Annotated in this window: 16 protein-coding genes, 1 tRNA gene and 1 pseudogene; 8 read left to right on the top strand and 10 right to left on the bottom strand. The window is 71.1% G+C overall.

The features are described from left to right. Nucleotides 1-4 precede the first annotated feature (4 nt). Complete coding sequence (locus BN1555_RS20855) at nucleotides 5-1,624, bottom strand: dynamin family protein (protein WP_093803534.1); 1,620 nt, start codon at nucleotides 1,622-1,624, stop codon at nucleotides 5-7. A gap of 319 nt (nucleotides 1,625-1,943) precedes the next feature. On the opposite strand from BN1555_RS20855, the gene BN1555_RS20850 reads away from it, so the two are divergent. Beyond that, a tRNA-Arg gene (locus BN1555_RS20850) sits at nucleotides 1,944-2,016 on the top strand. Here BN1555_RS20850 and BN1555_RS40460 read toward each other — a convergent pair. Beyond that, nucleotides 1,978-2,463, bottom strand: coding sequence for an RtcB family protein (locus tag BN1555_RS40460; RefSeq protein WP_255306443.1), 486 nt, complete (start codon nucleotides 2,461-2,463; stop codon nucleotides 1,978-1,980). The genes BN1555_RS20850 and BN1555_RS40460 overlap by 39 nt on opposite strands. Before the next feature lie 88 nt (nucleotides 2,464-2,551). Next, nucleotides 2,552-2,761: an RtcB family protein gene (locus BN1555_RS40455; protein WP_255306114.1), complete on the bottom strand. Its 210-nt coding sequence runs from the start codon at nucleotides 2,759-2,761 to the stop codon at nucleotides 2,552-2,554. 652 nt (nucleotides 2,762-3,413) lie between these two features. Here BN1555_RS40455 and BN1555_RS20840 point away from each other — a divergent pair. The 4 genes from BN1555_RS20840 to BN1555_RS20825 all read left to right on the top strand — a co-directional run bounded on the left by BN1555_RS20840 (nucleotide 3,414) and on the right by BN1555_RS20825 (nucleotide 5,356). Next, nucleotides 3,414-3,668: a hypothetical protein gene (locus BN1555_RS20840; RefSeq protein ID WP_093800797.1), complete on the top strand. Its 255-nt coding sequence runs from the start codon at nucleotides 3,414-3,416 to the stop codon at nucleotides 3,666-3,668. Between the two features lie 309 nt (nucleotides 3,669-3,977). Continuing rightward, nucleotides 3,978-4,232, top strand: a complete 255-nt coding sequence (locus tag BN1555_RS20835) for a hypothetical protein (RefSeq protein WP_093800796.1) — start codon at nucleotides 3,978-3,980, stop codon at nucleotides 4,230-4,232. Between the two features lie 309 nt (nucleotides 4,233-4,541). After that, a complete protein-coding gene (locus BN1555_RS20830; RefSeq protein ID WP_093800795.1) occupies nucleotides 4,542-4,796 on the top strand; it encodes a hypothetical protein in 255 nt (84 codons plus the stop codon). A gap of 305 nt (nucleotides 4,797-5,101) precedes the next feature. Further along, nucleotides 5,102-5,356, top strand: coding sequence for a hypothetical protein (locus BN1555_RS20825; RefSeq protein ID WP_093800794.1), 255 nt, complete (start codon nucleotides 5,102-5,104; stop codon nucleotides 5,354-5,356). 323 nt (nucleotides 5,357-5,679) lie between these two features. On the opposite strand, the gene BN1555_RS20820 is transcribed toward BN1555_RS20825, so the two are convergent. The 3 genes from BN1555_RS20820 to BN1555_RS20810 are packed head-to-tail and all read right to left on the bottom strand — an operon-like array spanning nucleotide 5,680 to nucleotide 9,706. Next, nucleotides 5,680-6,150 carry an anthrone oxygenase family protein gene (locus BN1555_RS20820; protein WP_176710088.1) on the bottom strand — a complete coding sequence of 157 codons (471 nt, stop codon included), beginning with the start codon at nucleotides 6,148-6,150 and terminating at the stop codon, nucleotides 5,680-5,682. A gap of 23 nt (nucleotides 6,151-6,173) precedes the next feature. Then, on the bottom strand, nucleotides 6,174-7,055 hold the full coding sequence (locus BN1555_RS20815; protein ID WP_093800792.1) for an ABC transporter permease: 882 nt from the start codon (nucleotides 7,053-7,055) through the stop codon (nucleotides 6,174-6,176). Further along, nucleotides 7,052-9,706 (bottom strand): alpha/beta fold hydrolase, encoded by a 2,655-nt coding sequence (locus BN1555_RS20810; protein ID WP_093800791.1) that lies wholly within the window; start codon nucleotides 9,704-9,706, stop codon nucleotides 7,052-7,054. The genes BN1555_RS20815 and BN1555_RS20810 overlap by 4 nt, the downstream gene beginning before the upstream one ends. Nucleotides 9,707-9,825: 119 nt before the next feature. Between BN1555_RS20810 and BN1555_RS20805 the strand changes: the two genes are divergently transcribed. The 3 genes from BN1555_RS20805 to BN1555_RS20795 all read left to right on the top strand — a co-directional run bounded on the left by BN1555_RS20805 (nucleotide 9,826) and on the right by BN1555_RS20795 (nucleotide 12,814). Next, nucleotides 9,826-10,248: a GNAT family N-acetyltransferase gene (locus tag BN1555_RS20805; protein WP_093800790.1), complete on the top strand. Its 423-nt coding sequence runs from the start codon at nucleotides 9,826-9,828 to the stop codon at nucleotides 10,246-10,248. Between the two features lie 14 nt (nucleotides 10,249-10,262). After that, on the top strand, nucleotides 10,263-11,504 hold the full coding sequence (locus tag BN1555_RS20800; RefSeq protein WP_093800789.1) for a threonine synthase: 1,242 nt from the start codon (nucleotides 10,263-10,265) through the stop codon (nucleotides 11,502-11,504). Nucleotides 11,505-11,623: 119 nt separating this feature from the next. Continuing rightward, complete coding sequence (locus BN1555_RS20795; RefSeq protein ID WP_255306113.1) at nucleotides 11,624-12,814, top strand: S8 family peptidase; 1,191 nt, start codon at nucleotides 11,624-11,626, stop codon at nucleotides 12,812-12,814. Between the two features lie 69 nt (nucleotides 12,815-12,883). Here the strand turns inward: BN1555_RS20795 and BN1555_RS20790 are convergent. The 4 genes and pseudogenes from BN1555_RS20790 to iolB all read right to left on the bottom strand — a co-directional run bounded on the left by BN1555_RS20790 (nucleotide 12,884) and on the right by iolB (nucleotide 17,761). Next, nucleotides 12,884-13,371: pseudogene (locus BN1555_RS20790) on the bottom strand (N-acetyltransferase family protein). Between the two features lie 99 nt (nucleotides 13,372-13,470). Then, a complete protein-coding gene (locus BN1555_RS20785) occupies nucleotides 13,471-14,970 on the bottom strand; it encodes a CoA-acylating methylmalonate-semialdehyde dehydrogenase (RefSeq protein ID WP_093800787.1) in 1,500 nt (499 codons plus the stop codon). Between the two features lie 32 nt (nucleotides 14,971-15,002). Further along, nucleotides 15,003-16,880: a 3D-(3,5/4)-trihydroxycyclohexane-1,2-dione acylhydrolase (decyclizing) gene (iolD, locus tag BN1555_RS20780; protein ID WP_093800786.1), complete on the bottom strand. Its 1,878-nt coding sequence runs from the start codon at nucleotides 16,878-16,880 to the stop codon at nucleotides 15,003-15,005. Next, nucleotides 16,877-17,761 (bottom strand): 5-deoxy-glucuronate isomerase, encoded by an 885-nt coding sequence (gene iolB, locus BN1555_RS20775; protein WP_093800785.1) that lies wholly within the window; start codon nucleotides 17,759-17,761, stop codon nucleotides 16,877-16,879. The genes iolD and iolB overlap by 4 nt, the downstream gene beginning before the upstream one ends. Nucleotides 17,762-17,779 lie beyond the last annotated feature (18 nt).

Genomic DNA, 17,779 nt, shown 5'->3' with positions numbered 1-17,779 from the left:
CCGGTCACTTTTCCTTCTGCAGTACGGAGAGCGCGGCGATCAGCGCGGCCTGCGGCTCCGGAGTCACTTCGAGGGCGTCGACCGGCGCGAGCCGCCGGTCCCTTTCGGCGTTCAGTACGTGGTCGATGTACGCCGTGAGCATCTCCCCGCCCCTGTCGCGCAGCCGGGTCGCGGCGACCGCGCCGATCCGCTCGGCGAGCCGTTCCCCCGCGTTGCGCGCCCGGCGCCCGCCCAGCAGCGCGGCGGCGAGCAGGGCGGCGACGGTCTCGGAGTCGGGTGCGGGGGGCCGCTCCAGTTCCCGTACCTCCTCCTCGGCGAGCTCTTCGAGCACCCGGCGCCAGCGCCGAGCGGCCACCCCGAGCCGCTCGCCCGCCTCCCGGTCGGGGACGGTGAACGCCATCTCGCCCGCGGCGGGTTCGCGCCGCCATGCCTCGTGAACGTGCTCGTCGGCGGCGGCGACCGCGCACTGCAACAGCGCGGTGAGGCTCTCGACGAGCGAGTCGAGGAGTTCACCCGCCGAACTGTCCAGCGGATAACCGCGCCAGCGGGTGAGGGCGTCCCCGGCCAGGACCGCGCCGCGCCGGAGCTGCCGGCGCACCCGTTCGCCCTCCTTCTCGTACGCCTCCTCGACATCCATGATCAGCCGTACGGACGCGGCGTACTGCGCGGCGACGGCCCCCGCGAGTCCCGGCATCCGGGCGTTGAGCGATGTGATGACGCCCGCCGCGGTACGGCCGACGGCCTGCTGCCGGGCCGCCGGGTCGTGCACCCGGTGCGCCAGCCAGGCGCGCAGCGGCTCGACGGCGGTGTCGGGCAGCAGGCCCGCGCCGCCCCCCGTCGATTCGGGCAGCTCGGGGATGGTGAACCGGGGCACGTCACCGAGTCCGGCCTTGGTGAGCAGCGCCCCGTACTGGTGCGACACCTCGCCGACGACCTGATGGGGCACCCGGTCGAGGACGATGACGAGGGTGGCGTCGTACTCCTTCGCGGTACGCAGCAGGTGCCACGGCACCGCGTCGGCGTACCGGGAAGCGGTCGTCACCATCACCCAGACGTCCGCGGCGCAGATCAGCTCGGCGGCGAGCACCCGGTTCCCGGCGACCAGCGAGTCGATGTCGGGGGCGTCGAGCAGCGCGAGTCCGCGCGGCAGCGACCCCGCGGTCTCCACCCGCAGCGATTCCCCGGCTTCTTCGTCCCCGCCCCCCGCCGCTTCCGGCGCCGGTCCTCTCCCCGTCCCCTGCTCCTCCTCCTGCCGCGGCAGCCATACGCGCGTGAGCTGCGGCAGGACGCGGAGGTTCGCGAACCAGTGGTGATCGTCCGGGTGGCACACGAGCACGGGCGTCCGCGTGGTGGGCCGCAGTACGCCGGCCTCACTGACGCTTCTGCCGACCAGCGAGTTGACGAGCGTGGACTTTCCGGCTCCGGTGGAGCCGCCGACGACGACGAGCAGGGGGGCCTCGGGCTGTCTCAGCCGGGGCAGCAGGTAGTCGTCGAGCTGTGCCAGCAACTCGAGCCGCGTCCGTCGCGCGTACGGAGCCCCTGCCAGGGGGAGCGGAAGGCCCACGGCAGCGACACGGTCGCGCAGGGCGGAGAGTGCGTCGATCAGCTGAGGCCGTGCGTCCAAGGTCACCACATGCGAAGAATGCCCAATTTTAGAGTCTTTTAGAAGCTTAAAGGCATCTTTGCGCGCCGATTGGCGGTCAGGGACAGGTGGTACGAGTGAGACCCAGGCATAACGAGTGCACAACAGCCGGGGCGCGAGACGCCAAAAGCGGTGCAGGATTCGCACTTGCCTGCGATTATCGGGTTCGCTTCACTGAACCTCCACATCGTGCCACGCAGCTGAAGCAACCGGCCCAAGGCGATCGGAGCCCTATCCTTGTCCCCGGCAAGGCCCAGGACTCTCCCAGCCCGGGGCTCCAGACCGACAAGGCCACGATCCGGCCCCCGTAGCTCAGTGGATAGAGCAGGCGCCTTCTAAGCGCTTGGCCGCAGGTTCGAGTCCTGCCGGGGGCGCACAGTCCGCGCGGTACCCGGCCCTCCCCTCGCGGAGGGCCGCTTTTCTCCCGTTCGGGGCACCTTCACGCATGGGTGCGGTATGAGCGGCCACGCACGCGTCACGGCCGGTGACACGGACAGGGACGACCCGGTCCGGCACGTCGATCCCGTACCGCGCCATGGCCGGCCCATCGCCCGTACGCAGTCGGAACGGATCCGGTGCCCGAGTCCGCGCGAATCGCAGTGGATCATCACGCACGCCTGGTCGGCGGCGAGTCCGAACGCGGCGGCGACCGTCTCGTCGTAGACCTGGGCGACCTGCCGGGCCGCCAGGAAGTGGTTGCCGGAGCCGAGGCTGCCGAGCCGGCACTCGATCGCCCGCTCGTTCATTCGGTCGGCGCCGGTGACCGCCCCGCCCTCCTCGCAGCGACGCAGGCCGCGCTCGTCGCCGTGGCCCTGTTCCACGGCGTACCGGAAACCGCTCCCAGGACCCGGTCCAGCTCCCGGTGGCCGTTCGGCCGCCACGCCCCGCCCGGTCCGGCGCCGCGCGGGATCACCTGGCCCAGGCCGTCCATGAGCGCGGACAGTACCGGTTCGAGCTTCCGCCGGCCGTGGCCGGCAGCCGCACCCCGCAGGAGATACCGAAGCCGACACCGCCCGCGTCGGTGTCGGCTTCGGCCACTCCGCCGACGGGAAAGCCGTAGCCCCGGTGGATGTCCGGCATGGCGCACGAAGCGCTCACGATGCCCGGCAGCGTCGCCACATTGACCACCCGCTCCAGCGACTTCCCGGCATCCCGGCATCCCGCAGCGGCCCCCGGGACGTGAAGACCGCTCCCGGCACCCGCATCTCCCGCCGCGGGTCGATACAGAAGCGGTGAGGACGCTCCCCATGAGTTCCGTCGCAGCCTCCTGGGTTCGCCGGCGCCCGGCGAATTACTCCTGTTTCCGCGATGACCCACGCAGAGACCGCACGGCCCGCATACCCGCATACCCGCACAGGCGGCGCTCCTGCACCGTTGCCCCGGCCTTTTCGATGACACTTGCCATACAAGCGGATCAGAATCGTTAATCACTGGTGCCGGCCTCACCCGGATGTGGTGGGCCCATACAGCAGCACACGGCTGCGGACGAAATCCTCGGGTACCCGGGAGATTCACGGCCGAGTACCTCCGGGCATCTTTCCCCATCTCCCACAGCGCCGTCATCGACGCCCTGAACAGGCATTACCCGCAGATGACCAAATTCCCCTTCCCTCTTTCGGCGGAACACCCCCGCGCCAACGGCAGGTGCAAACAATCCCGCGAGGGAGTGAATCTCGTTTCCCACCGCGACCAGTTCGCGATGAATGCGTTAGATATTTCATCGGCGCCTCTGCGGCGCCGGGACTTCCCCTCCTTTTGAAAGGTTCATCGCATGAACGCCAAGAAGGTCCTCACCGGCTCCCTGCTCACGCTCGCCGCCACCGGCCTCGCCGCTTCTCCGGCCGCGGCCTACGGCGGCGGGGACCACAAGAGCGACGACCCGTCGTTCTCGCAGAAGATCCAGATCATCGACGACGTCTGCGTGCTCAACCAGGTGGTCACCATCGGCATCCTCGGGCTCGCCGACTCGAGCTCCACCCAGTGCAACGAGGCCAAGGACCACTCCGCCGTCGTGGGCAACAACTAAGAAACGCCGGCGGCGGGCATCCTGGACGCCATCGAACAGGAAGCCCAGTCGCAGCACTCCCTCCTGGCTCACCAGGAAAACGCCGGGCCTTACGGACTCTTCCGCGGGGCCCGGCGTTCGCCATGCCCGCAGCACACGACCGGCCGGGAGTACCACTTTCCCCGACAGGGTCCGCTCCGGCATGAAACGAATAGCGAACGAGGGAATTCCGGCCCCACAACCGCAACCCTGTCGCGATTTCCATGTTAGATATTGCATCGACACTTCCGCAGTGCCGAAACCTCCCCTTCTTCATGAAAGGCTCATCGCATGAACGCCAAGAAGGTCCTCACCGGCTCCCTGCTCACGCTTGCCGCCACCGGCTTCGCAGTGTCTCCCGCCGCGGCCTACGGCGGCGGGGACCACAAGAGCGACGACCCGTCGTCCTCGCTGAAGATCCAGGTCATCGACGACGTCTGCGTGCTCAACCGGGTGGTCACCCTCGGCATCCTCGGATTCGCCGACTCGAGCTCCACCCAGTGCAACGACGCCAAGGACCACTCCGCCGTCGTGGGCAACAACTAAGAAACGCCGGCGGCGGGCATCCTGGACGCCATCGAACAGGAAGCCCAGTCGCAGCACTCCCTCCTGGCTCACCAGGAAAACGCCGGGCCTTACGGACTCTTCCACGGGGCCCGGCGTTCACCATGCCCGCAGCACACGACCGGCCGGGAGTACCACTTTCCCCGACAGGGTCCGCTCCGGCATGAAACGAATAGCGAACGAGGGAATTCCGGCCCCACAACCGCAACCCTGTCGCGATTTCCATGTTAGATATTGCATCGACACTTCCGCAGTGCCGAAACCTCCCCTTCTTCATGAAAGGCTCATCGCATGAACGCCAAGAAGGCCCTCACCGGCTCCCTGCTCACGCTTGCCGCCACCGGCTTCGCAGTGTCTCCCGCCGCGGCCTACGGCGGCGGGGACCACAAGAGCGACGACCCGTCGTCCTCGCTGAAGATCCAGGTCATCGACGACGTCTGCGTGCTCAACCAGGTGGTCACCCGCGGCATCCTCGGATTCGCCGACTCGAGCTCCACCCAGTGCAACGACGCCAAGGACCACTCCGCCGTCGTGGGCAACAACTAAGAAGCTCGATGGGCGTCCTCGACGCCATCGAACAGGAAGCCCAGTCGCAGCACTCCCTCCTGGCTCACCAGGAAAACCCCGGGCCTTACGGACTCTTCCACGAGGCCCGGCGTTCACCATGCCCGCAGCACACGACCGGCCGGGAGTACCACTTTCCCCGACAGGGTCCGCTCCGGCATGAAACGAATAGCGAACGAGGGAATTCCGGCCCCACAACCGCAACCCTCCCGCGATTTTCGCGTTAGATATTGCATCGACACTTCCGCAGTGCCGAAACCTCCCCTTCTTCATGAAAGGCTCATCGCATGAACGCCAAGAAGGCCCTCACCGGCTCCCTGCTCACGCTTGCCGCCACCGGCTTCGCAGTGTCTCCCGCCGCGGCCTACGGCGGCGGGGACCACAAGAGCGACGACCCGTCGTTCTCGCAGAAGATCCAGGTCATCGACGACGTCTGCGTGCTCAACCGGGTGGTCACCCTCGGCATCCTCGGACGCGCCGACTCGAGCTCCACCCAGTGCAACGACGCCAAGCACCACTCCGCCGTCGTGGGCAACAACTAAGAAGCTCGATGGGCGTCCTCGACGTCATTCCCCAAAGCCCACTGAAGCGCTGAGCCGCCGGCGCTGCAACGACGACGCTTTTCCTCCGAGGCCCCGTATCCCGTGATCACTCACGGGGTCCGGGGCCTTCCCCTGTCTGCTTCCTGGCGCCGGGAAACGCTCCGGCCGTTCGGCCCACGGCCGTTACCGCAAATGGGCTACGTGATACGTACCCTTTACCACCGGTGCCCCGCCGCACATTCCCTGCGGCGGGGCACCGCTCTTCCCGTGGACGTCAGCGATGGAACGAGGAACCGGGACCGGCTCCGCCGGCTGTCGCACCGTTATGACAAGGATCCGCCGACCACCAGGACGAAACCGGCTGTGGCCAGCAGTGTGCGTACCAGGTGCAGCCGGTTCCACCGCGTCTCGAAGGCCGCGCGGACCTCCCGGTCGACGGCGCCCGTCCGCTCGGACGCGGCGAGGGCGTTGTTGAGGGGGATGTTCCCGGCGATCGTGACCAGGTGGTTGAGGACCACGAGCCCGAGACCGGCCGCCAGGAGGATCCACTGCGCGGCCGGCCGGCCGTCGTCGCCCGGGACCGCGAGCGCGGCCGCCGGGAAGGCCACCGAGGCGAGCATGACCGACACGAACACTCCGCGCGGCACGTCCTCGTTGACGCGCCGCATCGCCGCCACGAACTGCTCGTCGGCCAGCCGCCCCAGGGCCGGCATGACTCCGGTCAGGAAGATCAGCATGAACCCGGCGTACAGCCCCGTGGCGACTACGGACAGGGCGGTCAGGAGAGTGGCCATGGCGGACATCATGGCCGACCGGCTCAGGAAACGATGTCCTTCCGGCCGAATCCCCGGAAGGCCAGGGCGAAGAGCACCAGTGCGTACGTCACCGACACCGACGCACCCTTGAGCATCCCGCCCCACTCCAGCTGCGGCTGGAGTGCGTCCACCCACGCGAACTGCCAGTGCGCGGGCAGGAACTCGCGCCAGGACCCCAACGCCGTCACCGCGTCCAGGACATTGCCGACGATCGTCAGGCCCACCGCTCCCCCGACCGCGCCCAGCGGGGCGTCGGTCTTCGTCGACAGCCAGAACGCCAGCCCGGCGGTGACCAGTTGCGAGAGGAAGATGAAGACGACGACGAGCGCGAGGCGCGGTACCGCGTCTCCCGCGGGCAGGGAGCCACCCGTCGGCAGTTGCAGCGGGCCCCAGCCGTACGCGACCGAACCCGTCACCAGTGCCACGGCCGGCAGCAGCACCATCGCCGCCAGACTGAAGCCCAGGGCCACCGCGAGCTTGCTCCACAGCAGCCGGGCGCGCGGTACCGGCGCCGCGAGCAGGTAACGCAACGAGGACCAGTTGGCCTCGGAGGCCACTGTGTCGCCGCAGAACAACGCCACCGGTACCACCAGCAGGAACCCCGCGGAGACGAACAGGCAGGTCGCGGCGAAGTTGGCTCCGGACGCGGTGGCGGTGTCCATCAGGGACACCCGGCTGTCGTTCCTGTCGGAGGTGCCGCCGATCGCGAACGCGGCGATCAGGACGAGCGGCAGGGCGCCCAGCACCATGGCCATGACCATGGTGCGCCGCCTGCGCCACTGCCGCATCGCCTCGACGCGCAGCGGGAGCGTGTGGCCGGGACGGTAACCGGGGGCCGATTCGGCCACCGGCTCAGCAGCCGGCTCGGTGATGTTGGTGCTCATGCGGAGGAGCCTCCGATCAGGGTGAGGAACGCGTCCTCCAGGCGGCGGTTCGGCCCGACACCCGTCAGTGGGACGTCCAGACGAACCAGTTCGCCGATGAGCGTGCTGGGCGAGGCTCCGTCCAGCCGTACGAGCAGACCCTCGTCGGTCCGTACGGCGGACCCGATGCCCGGCAGCGCGTCCACCTTCCCGGCCAGTGCCTCGCTCACCCCGCCCTCCACCGTCACGAGCAGCGTGTCCGTCCCGCCGGTGATCTCCGCGACGGGTCCGGCCTGCATCAGCCGGCCCCGGTCCATGACGACGAGGTGCGTGCAGGACTGTTCGACCTCCGAGAGGAGGTGGCTGGAGACGATGACGGTGCGCCCCGCCGCCGCGTACCGGATCATCACGTCACGCATCTCACGGATCTGCGGCGGGTCCAGGCCGTTCGTCGGCTCGTCGAGGATGAGCAGGTCCGGCATGCCGAGCATGGCCTGGGCGATGGCGAGCCGCTGCCGCATGCCCTGCGAGTACGTCCGCACGGCCCGTTCCAGCGCGTCACCGAGCCCCGCGATCTCCAGGGCCTCCTCCATGCGGGAGTCCTCGGCGGGCCGGCCGGTCGCCTGCCAGTACAGGTCGAGGTTCGCGCGCCCGGTGAGGTGCGGCAGGAAGCCGGCGCCCTCGACGAACGCACCGACGCGCGACAGGACGGGCGAGCCGGGCCTGATGGCGTGCCCGAAGACCCGGATCTCGCCGCTGTCCGGCGTGATGAGGCCCATGAGCATGCGCAGGGTGGTGGTCTTGCCCGCGCCGTTCGGGCCCAGGAGCCCGAGCACCTGGCCCTTCTCGACGCGGAACGAGAGGTCCCGTACCGCGTAGCGGTCGACGGACTTGGCATACTTCTTCGTCAGGCCGGTGATCTGCAGCGGCACCCCGGCGAGCGCCGGGTCCGGCGCGGGCGCGGCGGCCCGCCGCCGGGCGGTGAGCAGCAGCGCCACGGCCAGGACGGCGCCGGCCGCCGGCAGCCCCCAGACCCACCAGGGCAGCGGGGCCGCCTGGGTCTTCACACCGGACGCGGTGGGCACGGTGAGCGCCCCGCCCCCTTCCAGGGTCACGGTGTACGCCGTCGGGTCGGCCGGAGAGGCGTATCCGAGGTCGGTGGCGGCGAGGACGACGCGCAGCCGGTGCCCGGCCCTGACCTCGTGGTCGATCGCCGGGAGCCGCAGCTCGACGGTGGCGCCGTCCTTCGCGCCGGCCCCGGTGACGCGGACGGGCGAGACGAGCTGGGAGGGCAGCACCTGCCGGCGTCCGTCCGCGCTCACGTCGTACACCTTGCCGAACAGGACGGCGTCCTCGCGGTCCGACTTCACCGTGACCCGGACGGTCGGCGAGCCGGTGACGCGCAGGTCCGAGGCGAGCTTCGCGGTCTCGAAGCGCGCGTTCTGGCCGGGGAAGTCGAGGGAGAGCCCGACGCCGAGCCCGGAGAGCTGGGACAGCGCCCCGACGCCGGCGACGCCCGGCACGGAGGAGATGGCGGGCGGGTTCGCCCCGGCCGGACTGGCGAAGCGCTGCTCGCGCTCGCCCGCCACCAACTTCAGCCGCCGCTGCCCGGCTTCGAGACCGGGGTAGCGGTCGCCGGTGGCGCCGCGCAACTGGGCTCCGCCGTTGGTGGAGTCCACGCCCCCGGTGCGGGTGACGCGGAAGGCCGGTCCGGTGTCCGTGCCCTTCTCGTCCTTCAGGTAGCGGTCGAACCAGTCGGTGATCCGGCCCTCCACGCGGGCCGTCTCGCGGTCCCCGCCGTCGTGTCCGCCCGCGATCCAGTCGACGGCGACGGGCGCGCCGTTGGCTTCGATCGCCTTCGCCATGGCGTCGGCGTGGTCGAGCGGGAAGAGCGAGTCGTTCTGTCCCTGCACGATGAGCGCGGGCACCTCGATGCGGTCGCCGACCGCGGACGGGCTGTGCGACTCCAGCAGGTCGCGGGCGGCGTCGTCCGGCTCTCCGGCGACCGCGACCCGTTCGTACATCTCGCACAGGTGCTTCTCGAACCTGTCGCAGCCGCCGCCCGTGTTGATGAAGAGCCCGGCCCAGAGCTTCTTGAAGACGCCGTGGGGGAAGAGTGCGTCGGCCAGGTTCCAGTAGGTGATCTGCGGGGCGACCGCGTCGACGCGCTTGTCGTGGCCCGCGGCGAGCAGCGAGACGGCGCCTCCGTACGAGGAACCGCTGACGCCCACGCGCGGATCACCGTCGGCGTCGAGCCGCACCTCGGGGCGCTCGGCCAGCCAGTCGATCAGCCGCGACACGTCCTCGACCTCACCGTCCGGATCGTTCAGCCCGATCTTCCCGGTGGACTTCCCGAAGCCGCGCGCGGACCAGGTCAGCACGGCGTACCCGTCCCGGGCCAGCTGCTCGGCCTGCGCCCGCACGTCGCGCTTGCTGCCGCCGAAGCCGTGGCCGAGGAGGACGGCGGGACGGCGCTCACCGCCCGCGCCGTCCGCCGTGAAGAACGAGGTGTCGATTCTCGCCCCGTCCATGCCCATGATCCGTTCCTCGCGGTGCACGGCGGGCGCGTCGCCGTCGGAGGCGGCGGCCGTCCACGTGCCGCCCCCGACGAGGACGGCGAACGCGGCGGCCGCGCCGGCGAGCGCCCGGCTGCGGGGAATGCGTAGCTTCATACCTGAACCCTAGGTCCCCGGTAAGACAACCGATGAGGCCCCGGGTGGACCTCGTCGGGGTACGCAAGGAGTACGGTGCCGTCGCCCCGTATCGCAGCCGGAGTAGCAGAGGGAGCCCCATGGACATCCGCCCGGTCGTCCGGCGCGCGACGACGGTCGCCGAACTGACCTCCGCCGAGCACCTCTACGACGGCCCGGCGCGCCCGGAACGGGCCGAGCGGTTCCTGGCCGCGCCCGGCCACCTGATGCTCGTCGCGTACGTCGACGGGGAGCCGGCCGGGATGGTCTCGGGCGTCGAGATGATCCACCCGGACAAGGGCACCGAGATGTGCCTGTACGAACTGTCCGTCGACGAGCCGCACCGGCGGCGCGGCATCGGCCGTGCCCTGACGCGGGCGCTGGCGGAGGTGGCCGAGGAACGCGGCTGCTACGGCATGTGGGTGGGCGTGGAGCGCGACAACGACGCGGCGCTGGCGACGTACCGCTCGGCGGGTGCCGGGGACGACGGTGATTTCGCGATGCTGACCTGGACCTTCGAGTGAGCGGGAGTGGGAGCGTGAACAGAAGTGGGAAGGGGAGCGGGAGTGCCGGGCTTTCGCTGGCCGAGGGGCAGCGCTCGCTGGGCGACCCCCGGGTCCGCTATCCGCTGTGGCCGCCGCTCACCGCCGGCTGCCCCGTCACCAGCACTGCCGCCACGGCGTACCCCGTCGAGGTGGACTACGCGTACGACGACGTACCGGACACCCTCTTCGATCCCGCTCCGGACAAGGGCGGAATCGACCGCTGGGCTCCCCTGCTGCCACCGCTCCACGCCCCGGGCCTGGGGGAGGGCCGTACCCCGCTCGTCGAACTCGCCGACGGCGTCTGGATCAAGGACGAGTCCCGCAACCCCACCTGGAGCCACAAGGACCGGCTGAACCGCTGCACGGTGAGCGCGGCGGTGGGATCGGGCGCGCAGGGCGTCGTGGTGGCCTCCTCCGGCAACCACGGTGCTTCGGCCGCCGCGTACGCGGCCCGCGCCGGTCTGCGGTGCGTGGTGCTGGCGTCGACCGGCGCTCCGCCCGCCGTCCAGTCGTTCCTCGACGCGTACGGCGCGGTCGTCCTGCCCGTGCCGCAGAAAGAGCGGTGGCCTCTGATGCGGCGGATCGCCGACCGTCTCGGCTACCACCCCGTCAGCAATCTCACCGCCGCCGCGCACACCGGCCACGCCTTCGGTCCGGAGGGCTACAAGACCGTCGCGTACGAGATCCACGCCGAACTCGGCGTTCCGGCGGCGGTGTTCGTCCCGACGGGGTACGGCGAGCTGCTCTTCGGCGTCTGGAAGGGCTTCGCGGAGCTGGTCCGCCTGGGGCTCGCCGCCCGTACGCCCAGGATGTACGCCTGCGAGCCGGCCGCCGGCGCCCCGCTGGCGGCGGCACTGGACCGGGGTGTTCCGGCGGCCACGGTCCAGGTGGGCCCCACTTCGGCGTATGCGATCGACTGCGCGGTGAGCGGCTACCGGGGCGTGGTCGCGGTACGGGAGAGCGGCGGCCGGGCGCTGCGGGTGACGGATGCCCAGATGGCGGCGGCACGGACGGAGCTGGCGGCCGGCGGGCTGTGGGCGGAGTTCTCGTCGGCCGTGTCCCTGGCGGGGATGCGCCAACTGCCGCCGTCCGACGAGGGGGCGGTGGTCTGCGTCTCGACCTCCAGCGGCTTCAAGGACATGAGCACCGGTACGGTGCCGCTCGAGCCCCTCTCCCCGCCCGACTGGACGGCCGTGGCCGGGCGGCTCCGCGCCGCAGGCATCTCTTTGGCGTAGTCCCGCCCGCAACACCACCTTGTGCACTTGTGCGCCGCACGAGACGTTGTGCTGCGCATTCGCGCCACAGCGCACCACGCAACCCGTAATTGCCCGCGATCCGGTCAACGAAAGGTCAGGTGCACGACACAATGAGAACCGCTTTCCGCCGCGCAGGGACCCTGATACCCGCCGTGGCCCTCGCAGCCGGCCTCCAGTTCGCGGGCCCTCCCCCAGCACAGAGCGCGCCCGTCGGAGACCTCCGCCCGGCCCCGGCCTCGACGGCGGTCGGGAACAGCTGGATCGTCGTCCTGAAGGACGGCACGACGCGCGCGGCCGATCTGGGCGTCGCCCCGAAGCACGTCTACCGCAGCGCCCTCAAGGGCTTCTCCGCCACGATGTCCAAGGCGCGGGCGGCGGGGCTGGCCTCGGACCCGAGGGTCGCGTACGTCGAGCAGGACTCCCGCGTACGGCTCAACGAGACGCAGACCGGAGCCACGTGGGGCATCGACCGCGTGGACCAGCGGGACCTCCCGCTCTCCACGACGTACATCTACGGCACCACCGCGTCGAACGTCTCGGCGTACATCATCGACACCGGGATCCGCACCTCCCACAGCGAGTTCGGCGGCCGCGCCACGGTCGGCACCGACACGGTGGGCGGCGGCCGGAACGGCCAGGACTGCCAGGGCCACGGCACGCACGTGGCGGGCACGGTCGGCGGGAAGACGTACGGCGTCGCCAAGGCCGTCAAGCTGGTCGCGGTGCGCGTCCTGGACTGCGCGGGCTCCGGTACGACGGCGGGCGTCATCGCCGGCGTCGACTGGGTGACCGCGAACGCGCAGAAGCCGGCCGTGGCCAACATGAGCCTGGGCGGCGGCGCGAACACCTCCCTCGACGACGCGGTGAAGAAGTCCATCGCGTCAGGTGTCAGCTACGCCGTCGCGGCCGGTAACGGCAACTTCCTCGGCTGGCCCGCCAACGCCTGCAACTACTCCCCCGCCCGCGTCCCCGAGGCCATCACCGTCGGCGCGACCGACAGCGGCGACCGCCGCGCGTCGTTCTCCGACTACGGCACCTGCCTGGACCTGTTCGCGCCGGGAGTGAACATCACCTCGGCCTGGAAGGACGGCGACACGGCCACCAGCACCATCTCCGGCACGTCGATGGCCGCGCCCCACACCGCGGGCGCAGCCGCCCTCTACGTCTCCGCCAACCCCACCGCGACCCCGGCCCAGGTCCGCGACGCCCTGGTGGGCAACGCGACCCCCGACAAGGTCCAGGACCCGCGCACCGGCTCCCCGAACAGGCTCCTGCACTCCCTGTTCTAGCAGCCCGGTCTCCCTCCCCTCGGGGTGGCGGGCGCCGCCGTACGCGTATCTCACGCGTCCGCATCCACCTCAGGGGCCCAAGTGCATGATGTGCGGGCCGGCGTAACCCCGCGTGGGATGGTTGAACCCTCCGGGGAGCGTCCCGATCACGTCGAAGCCGATCGACTTGTAGAGCTTCACCGCGTGGACGTTGGTCTCCACGACCGCGTTGAACTGCATCGCCCGGAACCCCGACTCCCGCGCCCACTTCACGCTGTGCTCGTACAACGCCCGCCCCACGCCCCGACCCGAGTGCCGGGATCGACCGGGTGGCCGGCGCTCGCGATGCGGGAGCCGTTGCCCATGTGGTGGCGGTTCATCCTGGCCGTGCCGAGGACCGTACCGGCGTCGTCGACCGCGACGGCCGTACGGTCCGGGGCGGCCAGGTACCACCACGCGCGGGCGTCGTCCGCACCGGGGTCGAGCGGGTAGGTGAGGGTTTCGCCCGCGGCGACGATCTCGTGGAAGAACGGCCAGATGACGGGCCAGTCCTCGGCGGTGGCCTCTCTGATCAGCATCCGGCCAGGATGCCGGTACGGGGCCGTGCCCCGCCAGGGGTTCTGTCACGAGCAGGACCCCCGCCGGCCGTGGCGGGGGCCCCGAGCGGCGCCGGTGGATCAGTTGTTGCGCGGGAAGCCCAGGTCGACGCCGGCGGGCGCGTCCGCCGGGTCCGGCCAGCGGGTCGTGGTGACCTTGCCGCGGGTGTAGAAGTGAATGCCGTCGTTGCCGTAGATGTGGTGGTCGCCGAAGAGCGAGTCCTTCCAGCCACCGAAGGAGTGGTAGCCGACCGGCACCGGGATCGGCACGTTGACGCCGACCATGCCGGCCTCGATCTCCAGCTGGAAGCGGCGCGCCGCGCCGCCGTCGCGGGTGAAGATCGCGGTGCCGTTGCCGAAGGGCGAGGCGTTCATGAGGGCCACGCCCTCTTCGTACGTGTCGACGCGCAGGACGCACAGCACCGGACCGAAGATCTCGTCGCGGTACGCGTCGGAGTCCGTGGAGACCTCGTCCAGCAGGGACAGGCCGATCCAGTGGCCGTTCTCGAAGCCCTCGACCGTGTGGCCCGTGCCGTCCAGGACGACCTTCGCGCCCTGCGCGGCCGCGCCCGTGACGTACGAGGCGACCTTGTCGCGGTGGGCGGCGGTGATCAGCGGGCCCATCTCGGACGCCGGGTCGTTGCCGGGACCGATCTTGATCTTCTCGGCGCGCTCGCGGATCTTGTCGACCAGTTCGTCGCCGATCGCGCCGACCGCGACCACCGCGGAGATCGCCATGCAGCGCTCGCCCGCCGAGCCGTACGCCGCCGAGACCGCCGCGTCGGCGGCCGCGTCCAGGTCGGCGTCCGGCAGGACCAGCATGTGGTTCTTCGCGCCGCCGAGGGCCTGGACGCGCTTGCCGTTGGCGGAGGCGGTCCGGTGGATGTGGCGGGCGATCGGGGTCGAGCCGACGAAGGAGACCGCCGCGACGTCCGGGTGGGTGATGAGGCCGTCGACCGCGGCCTTGTCGCCGTGCAGGACGTTCAGCACGCCGTCGGGCAGACCGGCCTCGGACGCCAGCTCGGCCAGCCGGACCGACGCGGACGGGTCCTTCTCGCTCGGCTTCAGTACGAACGTGTTGCCGCACGCGACGGCCAGCGGGAACATCCACATCGGCACCATGGCGGGGAAGTTGAACGGCGTGATGCCGGCCACGACGCCGAGCGGCTGGCGGATCGAGGAGACGTCCACGCGGTTCGACACCTGCGTGGACAGCTCACCCTTGAGCTGCGTGGTGATGCCGCACGCCAGCTCGACGATCTCCAGACCGCGCGCCACCTCGCCCAGCGCGTCCGAGTGGACCTTGCCGTGCTCGGCGGTGATCAGCGCGGCGATCTCGTCGCGGTGGGCGTCCAGCAGCGCGCGGTAACGGAAGAGGACCGTGGTGCGCGCGGCCAGCGAGGACGTGCCCCAGGTCGTGTACGCGGCCTTCGCCGACGCGACGGCGGCGTCGACCTCCTCGACCGAGGCGAGCGCGACCCGCGTGGTCACCTCACCGGTGGCCGGGTCGGTGACCGGGCCCCAGTTGCCCGACGCGCCCTCGACGGTCTTGCCGCCGATGAAGTGGTTGACGGTCTTCATCCCAGGAACTCCTTGTGTTGCAGCGGGGGCGGTCAGAGATGGCGGCGTCGCGCAGCGGCTTGACGGTCGTACTCCTCCCGGGCCTTGACCGTCGACGGACGGGTCGCGGTCTCGGCCACGGGGACATCCCACCACGCCTGGGCGGCGGGCGCGCCCGACACTGTGTCGGGCGTTCGTGTCTCGACGTAGACACATGTGGGGCCGTCGGACCGACGCGCCTCGGTGAGAGCTTCCCGCAGGTCACGGACGGTATCGGCGCGGATGACCCGCATACCCAGGGAGCCCGCGTTCGCCGCCAGGTCGACCGGGAGCGGCGCGCCGGTGTACGAGCCGTCGGGCTCCCGGAAGCGGTACGCCGTGCCGAAGCGCTCGGCGCCCACGGACTCGGAGAGGCCGCCGATGGAGGCGTAGCCGTGGTTCTGGAGGATGACGACCTTGAGGGGGAGGCGTTCCTGTACGGCGGTGACGATTTCGGTGGGATTCATCAGGTACGTACCGTCGCCGACCAGTGCCCACACCGGGCGGCCGGGCGCGGCGAGCTGCACGCCGATGGCGGCCGGGATCTCGTAGCCCATGCAGGAGTAGCCGTACTCGACGTGGTACTGGTCCCGGGAGCGGGTCCGCCACAGCTTGTGGAGGTCGCCGGGGAGGGAGCCGGCCGCGTTGATGAGGATGTCCTGGTGGGTGACGAGGGAGTCGAGTACGCCGAGGACCTGGACCTGGGTGGGGCGGGCGTCCTCGTCGGGGGCGGCGTAGGCGGCGGTGACGCGCTCCTCCCAGCGCGCCTTCGCCTCGCTGTACTCGGCGACGTAGGCGTCGGGGACGCGGTGGCCGCGCAGGCTGGTCTTGAGGGACTGCAGGGCGACCCGGGCGTCGCCGACCACCTGCTGCGCGCCCATCTTGTGGGCGTCGAAGCCGGTGATGTTGAGGTTGACGAAGCGGACGTCCGGGTTCTGGAAGAGGGTCGAGGAAGCGGTGGTGAAGTCGGAGTAGCGGGTGCCGACGCCGATCACCAGGTCGGCGGCGCGGGCGAGTTCGTCGGCGGTGGCGGTGCCGGTGTGGCCGATGCCGCCGACGTCCGCCGGGTGGTCGTGGGGGAGCGATCCCTTGCCCGCCTGGGTGGAGGCCACGGGGATGCCGGTCGCCTCGGCGAAGATCTTCAGGACCGTCTCGGCGCCGCTGTGGTGGACGCCGCCGCCCGCGATGAGGAGGGGGCGGCGGGCGGCGCGGAAGGCCCCGACCGCCTCGGCGAGTTGATGCGCGTCCGGCACCGGGGCCCGTACCTGCCAGACGCGTTCGGCGAAGAACTCCTCCGGCCAGTCGTACGCCTCCACCTGCACGTCCTGCGGCAGCGCGAGCGTCACGGCGCCGGTCTCGGCGGGGTCGGCCAGGACGCGCATCGCCTGGAGCGCCGCCGGGATCAGGGCCTCGGGGCGGGTGATCCGGTCGAAGTGGCGGGACACGGGGCGCAGGCAGTCGTTGACGGACACGTCACCGGCGTACGGGGCCTCCAGCTGCTGGAGGACGGGGTCGGCGGGGCGGGCCGCGAAGGTGTCGCCGGGCAGGAGGAGGACCGGGAGGTGGTTGACGGTCGCGAGGGCGGCGCCGGTGACGAGGTTGGTGGCGCCGGGGCCGATGGAGGTGGTGACGGCGTGCGCGGAGAGGCGGCCGCACTGGCGGGCGTAGCCGACGGCGGCGTGCACCATGGCCTGCTCGTTGCGGCCCTGGTAGTACGGCATGCCGGCCGAGCCGGGTTCGAGGAGCGCCTGGCCGATGCCGGCGACGTTGCCGTGGCCGAAGATGCCCCAGGTGCCGGTGATGAAGCGGTGGCGGATGCCGTTGCGTTCGGTGTGCTGGCGGGTGAGGAAGGCCACCAGGGCCTGGGCGGTGGTCAGTCGGCGGGTGGTCACTGCGTCGGCTCCTCGGGTCCGTACAGCGGCAGCCGGGGGTCGACCGGCTGTGAAGGCCAGGTGTCGCGGATCCAGCGGTGGTCGGGGTGGTCGCGGATCAGCCACTCCCGCCCCTCCCCCGGGCCCGCCATCACATTGAGGTAGTAGAGGGTGTCGCCGGGCGCCGCGACGGACGGGCCGTGCCAGCCGTCGGGGATCAGGACGGCGTCGCCGGTGCGGACTTCGGCGAGGAGGTCCGTGCCTCCGGGGCGGGACGGGGAGACCCGGTGGTAGCCGAGGCCGCCTTCGCGGCCGGTCTCGAAGTAGTAGATCTCTTCGAGCTCGGACTCGACGCCCGGGTGGTGCTCGTCGTGTTTGTGGGGCGGGTACGAGGACCAGTTGCCGCCGGGGGTGAGGACTTCGACGGCGATGAGCCGGTCGCACGCGAAGGCGTCCGCGGCCGCGAAGTTGTTGACCTGGCGCGAGCAGTCGCCGGCGCCGCGCAGTTCGACGGGGACCTCCGGCGCGGGGCCGTAGCGGGCGGGGAGCCGTCGCTCGCACCTCGCTCCTGCCAGGGCGAAGCGGCCTCCCGCGACGGAGGAGATCCGGGCGTGGGCGTCGCGGGGCACGTACGCGAAGTCGGTGACCGAGCTGAACACGCTCTTCCTGCCCAGCAGTTCGAAGGTCCGGTCCTCCACGCGCACCGTGCAGCCGCCGCTGAGCGGCAGCACGATCCACTCGCTGTCGCCGGCCGTGAGCGTGTGGGAGCCGCCGGGCGGCAGTTCCAGCACGCGCAGGCCCGCATAGCGCCAGCCGGCCCGCTTCGGACCGATGTCCAGGGCGTACGGTCCCTGCCCGGCGGTCCCCGCCCGTAGTACGTACGGCGTGTCGTTGTCCGTCATGCCCCTCTCCCTACCCGT

This window comes from Streptomyces sp. Wb2n-11 (genome assembly GCF_001049855.1).
Taxonomy (GTDB): domain Bacteria; phylum Actinomycetota; class Actinomycetes; order Streptomycetales; family Streptomycetaceae; genus Streptomyces; species Streptomyces altiplanensis.
Note: the sequence above shows the minus strand (reverse complement) of the source record. Positions and strands in the feature narration are given on the sequence as shown.